Annotated in this window: 1 protein-coding gene; it reads right to left on the bottom strand. The window is 72.6% G+C overall.

The genetic code is table 11. From position 1 onward, the window contains the following. On the bottom strand, window positions 1–1,574 hold a 1,574-nt coding region (locus H7841_18425; protein ID MEO5338834.1), incomplete at both ends, for a hypothetical protein.

Raw genomic sequence — 1,574 nt, forward strand, 5'->3', positions numbered from 1 at the left:
AAGACGTCGATCATCACCTCGCCGGCCGGGCCGCGCCGGGTCTCGGTGCGGGCCTGGGTGTTGGGCACCGTGTTGGTGACGGTGGGCTGGACGACCACGGTGACGCCGCCGGCAGATGGCGAGCCGGCCAGATTGAGGCGGTGGCGCGGATCGTCGCGGGTCAGCACCTCCTCGCCGCGGAGCGCCACGATGGGCACCTCGCCATGGCGCAGACCCACCAGCCCGCCGCCATGGAAGCGCTCCGCCTCCCGGAAGACGGCCGGATCGACGGAGCGGCGACGCAAGGGATCGCGGCCGACGATACCGCCGCTGTGGGCCTCCAGGATCTCGGGAGGCGCCGGGGTCTCCCCGCCGCCCCCGCCGAGCCACCCCGACATGCCCTCGCCGATGGCGGAGAAGAGACCTTCCAGGATGCCGCCGAGCGGCTTGGCGACCGACAGGCGCCAGGCGGCGCGGAGCGCCTCCTCGGCGATGCTGTTGAAGAGATCGCCCGCAGCCAGCTTGCCGGTGGTGGCCCACTTGACGAAGGCCTCCTCCCCGGCCTGGAGGGATCGGGTGGTGGCCTGTTCGGCGGCGCGGGCGCCGTCGGTGGCCTCCTCCACGTAGGAGCGGATGGCCCGGATGGCGCCGTCCTGCCATTCCCTGGAGGCCTCCAGCTTCTTCCGCTCGGCCTCCTCGACGGCGCGGGCGTAGGTGTCCTGGTCGAGGGCGGCGTTGCGTAGCAGCTCGTCCAACTCCGTCAGGGTGTCGCGGTATTCCTCCTCGGTCGTGCGATGGCGGCGGGAGATCTCGGCCCCCTTGTCGCGGAGCCGGGCCTCCGCCTCCAGGGCCTCGTCGAGGTCGCGGATGGCCTCCTTCTGGTCGAAGAGGGCGCCGGACAGGCGTTCCACCTCGCGGCGCTGGGTCTCGGTCGCCCCCTCGGGCAGGCGGGAGAGGGCCTGGTCGATGGCGGCGCCACGGGGGTCGTTGACGGTGCCCAGCTGGCGCTCCAGGTCGGCGATCACCTTGCGGGCCTGGGCGTCGGTGCGCTCGCCAGCCTCGCGCAGAGGCTTCGAGAGGACCTCCACCTTGCGGGCCGCGATTTCCCGGAGCAGGGCGATCTCCCGCTCGACCTCCGCCCCCTCGATGCCCGGCCGGCCACGTTTTTTCTCGGCCATGGCGATGTCGCGGGCCAGCTGGTCGTCGACGGCGGCGATCTTTTCGGCGGCTTCGACGGCGGCCTTGACCTTCTCGGCCTCCAGGGCCTTGAGGCGGGCGGCGAGGGCCTCGGCGTTGCGTTCCCGCTCCGCCTCCTTCCTGCCGGACTCCGCCTCCTCCTTGCCGGCGTCCAGGGTGGCAACCTCGGCGTGGCCCTTGTCGATCAGGGCGTCGATCTCGCGGTTCAGCACCTGGGCCTGGTGGCGCAGCTCGTCGAGGCGCCGCTGGGGCGCCCCGGCCGCCTGGTACTCGTTGATACGCTTCTCCAGGTCGGCCAGTTGCTGGACGCGGGTCGCCACCTGACTGGCGATGTCCGGGCCCTTGAAGCCCTCCCGCAGGTCGTTGACGAACCCGGTGAGGCCCCGGAGGGTCGCCTG

This window comes from Magnetospirillum sp. WYHS-4, assembly GCA_039908345.1.
GTDB lineage: Bacteria > Pseudomonadota > Alphaproteobacteria > Rhodospirillales > GLO-3 > JAMOBD01.